The 4,787-nt window shown below is 60.3% G+C and carries 5 protein-coding genes; 1 reads left to right on the top strand and 4 read right to left on the bottom strand.

Annotated elements, in window-relative coordinates:
* Positions 1 to 73 precede the first annotated feature (73 nt).
* The 3 genes from AB4037_RS34320 to AB4037_RS34310 all read right to left on the bottom strand — a co-directional run bounded on the left by AB4037_RS34320 (position 74) and on the right by AB4037_RS34310 (position 3,420).
* Complete coding sequence (locus AB4037_RS34320; protein ID WP_441774627.1) at positions 74 to 964, bottom strand: methyltransferase domain-containing protein; 891 nt, start codon at positions 962 to 964, stop codon at positions 74 to 76.
* Positions 965 to 1,042: 78 nt separating this feature from the next.
* Positions 1,043 to 2,197, bottom strand: coding sequence for an FAD-dependent oxidoreductase (locus tag AB4037_RS34315; RefSeq protein WP_441774626.1), 1,155 nt, complete (start codon positions 2,195 to 2,197; stop codon positions 1,043 to 1,045).
* 53 nt (positions 2,198 to 2,250) lie between these two features.
* Positions 2,251 to 3,420 carry a GNAT family N-acetyltransferase gene (locus tag AB4037_RS34310; RefSeq protein ID WP_441774625.1) on the bottom strand — a complete coding sequence of 390 codons (1,170 nt, stop codon included), beginning with the start codon at positions 3,418 to 3,420 and terminating at the stop codon, positions 2,251 to 2,253.
* On the opposite strand from AB4037_RS34310, the gene AB4037_RS34305 reads away from it, so the two are divergent.
* The gene (locus AB4037_RS34305) at positions 3,419 to 3,670 is read left to right on the top strand and encodes a hypothetical protein (RefSeq protein ID WP_441774624.1); all 252 of its coding nucleotides are present in this window, start codon (positions 3,419 to 3,421) and stop codon (positions 3,668 to 3,670) included. The genes AB4037_RS34310 and AB4037_RS34305 overlap by 2 nt on opposite strands.
* Here AB4037_RS34305 and AB4037_RS34300 read toward each other — a convergent pair.
* The coding region (locus tag AB4037_RS34300) for an acyltransferase family protein (protein ID WP_441774623.1) at positions 3,667 to 4,787 on the bottom strand (1,121 nt) is incomplete at its 5' end. The genes AB4037_RS34305 and AB4037_RS34300 overlap by 4 nt on opposite strands.

The raw sequence follows: 4,787 nt of genomic DNA, 5'->3' as shown, positions 1-4,787 counted from the left end.
GCCAGATGGTCCGACGACCTATTTCGTGATCGAGCGAGAACCGTGAGCGCTGCGCTCGGCTCCAGGTACTCCATCAGGGATATTCGGCGATCACCACGCCGGCCAGAACGTCCATCTGCATTTCGGGACGATCGAAGGGCGAGGCCATGCCGGAGGTCAGGCGGGCGAGATCGGCGAGTGGGACCGTTTGGGCCTTGATCACCCGAACATTCTTCCAGCCATTGGCCTGGAAAGCCCTGACATAATCGAGCGGGCGCCGGCGATTGGGCTGGCCGGGAAAGGAGAAAAGCCGGTAGAGGCTTTCCGAATATCGATAGATGTTGTTGGGGTCGTGTTCCCGAACCCAGCGCGAATGCGTCTGATAGTCGACGATGTGGGCGGCAACGCAACCGGGGCGGGCCACCTTCGAGATGTTGGCGATGGTTGCATCGATGTCGTCGTAATGCTCGAACGCCGCGCAGCTCACGATCAGATCGAATTTGCGACCATCCACCAGAGCGGGAATGTCGAAGCTGCGGTCGACGCGATAGTCGAAATGACCATCGGGCCATCTCACCAGCGAACGGGCCCGCTCGATGTCTGCCGCCTCGTGGTCTTGCGCAAGAAGATCGAGCACCTTGTCGAAGAGGGTGCCATCATCGGTCGAAGCGAGCCTGAAGACATCCACCGCCCGATAGGACCCTGCCCCCATGCCCAGGAGAGCGACGCCGGTGCCCAACGAGGATCCCGGGCAGAGTTCGAGCACGTCCCGCCCCTTGATTTGGATGGTCGAGGGAAGATAGCGACGCCACGCCCCTGCTGTGTGGACAGCGTATTCGACCTTGCCGTCAACATCCTCCGAGGCCACCAGATTGGGCGTGGAATAACCGTGCAGCCGGTTTTTCACCCAGGCAAGCACGAGAAAAACCATGCCGATGGCGCTTATGGAAACATTCCGTACCGCGTAGTTCATGGATTGGCTCAAACCCTTTTTCCTTCATTCCCGCCAAGGTCCGTCACATCGACCCCGCCACGAGCACCAATAATCTCCAGCGCAATATCCTCAGGCTGTGGAGGGCTCCTGCCGCGCAACAAGCCTTCTCACCGCATAACGGGCCTGCCCCAGCGTACGGCTGCGAAGTCGCCGCAACGCCCAGTAGAAGCTCGGATCGGTCTTGATGCTCTTGGATTCCAGACTCATCTTCATGGCGGATTCGTCGCGGGCGACCTTGACCGGATCGGCGTAGTATTGTGCGATCTTCGTCGAGGACATGCCTGGGCTTTCGAACCAGCGCGGAATGTGGACATTGCATAGGCGATCGACATCCGTCAGTGCCTTGTCGATTCCGGTGCCCGTTATCGGGCACACCACGCAAAATGCATCGCCGACGAGGACCACCCCGTCCCGCTGATGATTGCGCACGCGCATAAGATCGATAGGGCGGGTGATGACCGGCCCGACGACCTCGATCGAACCGAAGGTTCGTTCAAGATTCGGCACCACCTCGCGCAGGCCTTCGCGCGGCTCTGCCCGAAAACGGCGCGTCCATTCCTCCGCAAAATCGCGATAGACGAAAAGGTTGGCCCGGATCTTGTCCCCGATGGGGAACAAGGTGAGATAGGAAATGCGATCATTGAACCGTTCACCGGTCCACACCAGGGACGGGAACGGGAAGTCATTGCGCGCGCGTACCAGATCGAAACCGCAGCACAGACTGTGGGCGGGGCTGACCACCTGCTTGTCGACACCGATCTTCTTGCGGATGGTATCGCCCAGCCCGGTTGCCACGATCACCAGCCGGCACTCATAGCTGCGGCCATCCGACAACATGACACGCTGATGATCCGGACCACAGTCGATCTGGGTGACTTTCGCGACGACCGAACGCACCTCCGCCGGCAGCGCACTGCGGAGTGCATTGACGAGATCGGCATAGTCGCTGCCATATTCGCGTTCGCCCCCCTGCTCCACCCTGCGGCCGAAACGATAGAGCCAGACCCCGTCGAAAGCTGTCATCTGCGCGCTGGCGGCTGCCTCAAGGCCGACCTTGCGCAGCAGCTCCATCTGGCTCTCACCGAGCTTCTCGGCCCGAAAATCCGGCGGATGATGGTCACGCGCTCTGATCAGCGTGGTGTCATAGCCCCTGCGCGCCAAGGCTGTGGCGGCACTGACGCCTGCCAGTCCCGCGCCGATGATCACGATATCGGTGTGCTGCATTTGTGCCCGAGATGCGTCGGAGGCCAGCTCAGTCCCGTACAAATCCGTCATGCTCAACCTCGGCGCCTACCTTGTGTATTTCCAACGAATGACTGCCCGAGCCAGCGCAAGACCACCCATTTGAGGGGACGAAGCTTCCGCCAGAGCAGCGTTTGGCGCAGGGATTCCAGGGCCCGCATGCGGCGCCTATACCAGCGCCCCCGCCAGGTGCGGATCACGGTCATCTGGGCAAGAGGGACAGTCGTATCGCAGTGATCCAGCTTCCAGGGTTCGTCCCCGATGCCAAGATCCATATATTCAAATCCGGCCTTATGAAGCCATTCCAGCGTTTTGTAATATACAATGCGGCCGATGGAATATTTGGCCCACTCGGTTCCTTCCGAACCGATCAATATAGCGTAGTAATGCCTGCCCTGGACGAGCCCCCACATGGCACCGACGATCTCGTCTCCAACCCTCAGTCCCGCCAGATGCACCATGCGGGCGTCGACAAAGGAACGCGTCCCCTCGTGGAAGAAAGCATATTTCTCCGGATCGGCATCGAAACCGGGGACTTTCGTCTCCTCGAAACGACGTTGCTTCTGACGCAGCACAAAGGCGAGTACGCCATCGTGATCCTGCTCGTCGGCAACCACCAGATAGCGAAGGGGCCCGATACGCTCGAGCCCCCGCATTTTCTTGAGCAGGGTTTTGCGGAAGGGAACGGCCTTGTCGATTTCATGCCATGGACGACATAGATTGGTGCCGTGACAGGCGACGTCATTGGAGGCATCCGCGATGAGGTAGAGCGGATTGGTGAGACCACCGACCTGCTCGGGCATCTTGGATAGGGTGACCAGATCGAAGGCGGGAAGCGCTTCGACGATCAGGCGCCAAAGCTCGGCCGCCCGCTCCCGCGTCCATTCGTGATCGACGGGAAAAAGGATCGGGGCGTTGTAGTCGGCGGCATCCGCATCCGCGAAGGTCAGGATCCTTGCTTGCTTGCGTTTCGACAAGCCCAATGGCGCAAACAGCACGGGGCGGCCCTCGGCGTCTCGCACTTCCACCAGGCAGGGGGTGACGGCTGCGCCCCGCCCGAACGTATCCCACCACACACGCAGGAAAGTCAGCGTCTGGAAGACGTGGTAGCGTGCATTCGCCGGAGCATCCGCGGGCGAGACAGGCCATTCCTTCGAGACCGTCTCCAGGCTGTCATGCACCTGCACCGATAGCTTCATCATCATGAACCAGAACAATTCTCCATGCGCAGCGCTGGCCCGCCTGGAGGGAGATTTCACCGCCAGGGCGCCTGCCGACCAGCCTGGATCGGAAGACGCCTCCATCTATTTGAAAGTATTGAAACTCATAGGCCGTTTCGACCGAATGGGCGCCTCGATGCCCGCACCATTGCGACGAAAAGGCTTTGACCCGGAACTCCTTCTTCTCAATGCCGTCGGGGTGTTGGCGCTGCTGGCGGATCACCAAAAGGCCTAGCCGAGCCGCTGCCCCATATCGATCCGCGCCGGCTCGTCGAGCACGGGCGCGCTTCCTCTTCTTGAAAGCCTCTTGCCCAAGCGCATCATTGGTTTTTCGAGCATCTCGTAGATCGCCCAAGACAGGGCGATCGTCAGGACGAGGCTCATGGTGATCATGCGCAGGTCCGTCCAGCTGCCTGTCAGGGGCCAGATGGCATAGACGAGTTCGCCGACGATCCAGTGGAAGAGATAGATCGCATAACTGATCATGCCGATGAAGGCCAAAATCGCCGAATGAGGCCGACCGCTCCTGGCAGCGAGAATGAAGACAGCCATGGCCAGGATGTAGGCGGCCAGCACCGGTCCCACGGACGTGCCCGCAAAGCCGTCATTGCGTGCCACCGAAAAGGCGCCGATCAGAGCGACGGACAGGATTTGGACCGTCAACAGGATCAGCGCCGCCCAAGCCGCTCCTCCTTCGCGCTCGACGAGCGCCATGCGCAGCAGCAGACCGCTGAACAGAATGGAAAGATGGATGCCGACATATTGTGCCGGCAGGTTGAGGCCAAAATGCTGACGCAGCATGATGGGCACGAGGGTTGAGGCTACCAACAGCAGTCCTGCCGCCAACACCGCCCGCCACCGAAACAGCCATCCCAGCGCAAACAGGATCACCGTCGAGACGTAGAACAGCAACTCGATGAAAAGCGTCCAATAGATGTTGGACAGCCACGCTTTGCCAAAAAGACCAGGCGCCATGGTCATGTTCGCAGCAATCGTGGCCAGGTCCGGCGGCGTGCCCCTGCTCCATGACAATAGGGTGAGGGCCACAAGGGCCAGCCACAAACACGGATAGAGGCGAAAGAAGCGCGAAAGCACGAAGCGCCTGAGAGGCTTGTCGCCTCCCAAACTGAACGGAACGACGAAGCCGCTGATCAGGAAAAACAAAACCACGCCGAAACGACCAAGATCGACCGTGCCGGTCATGGCCTCGAAAATGGGGTGCAGCGCCATTGCCGCAGAACTTGCGCGCAGCACATCGCCGCCCGCATGCTGGACGAACACCGCCAGCGCTGCAACAGCCCGCAACCCATCAATGTTGGATAGCCTCGTCGAAATCATGCAAGCCCAGTGCA

The organism is Labrys sp. KB_33_2 (assembly GCF_052114505.1).
GTDB lineage: Bacteria > Pseudomonadota > Alphaproteobacteria > Rhizobiales > Labraceae > Labrys.
Note: the sequence above shows the minus strand (reverse complement) of the source record. Positions and strands in the feature narration are given on the sequence as shown.

Excerpts from the sequence above, each read along its gene's own strand:
- AB4037_RS34310 (WP_441774625.1), bottom strand. The coding sequence starts at position 3,420 with ATGATGATGAAGCTATCGGTGCAGGTGCATGACAGCCTGGAGACGGTC.
- AB4037_RS34315 (WP_441774626.1), bottom strand. The coding sequence starts at position 2,197 with ATGCAGCACACCGATATCGTGATCATCGGCGCGGGACTGGCAGGCGTC.
- AB4037_RS34305 (WP_441774624.1), top strand. The coding sequence starts at position 3,419 with ATGAACCAGAACAATTCTCCATGCGCAGCGCTGGCCCGCCTGGAGGGA.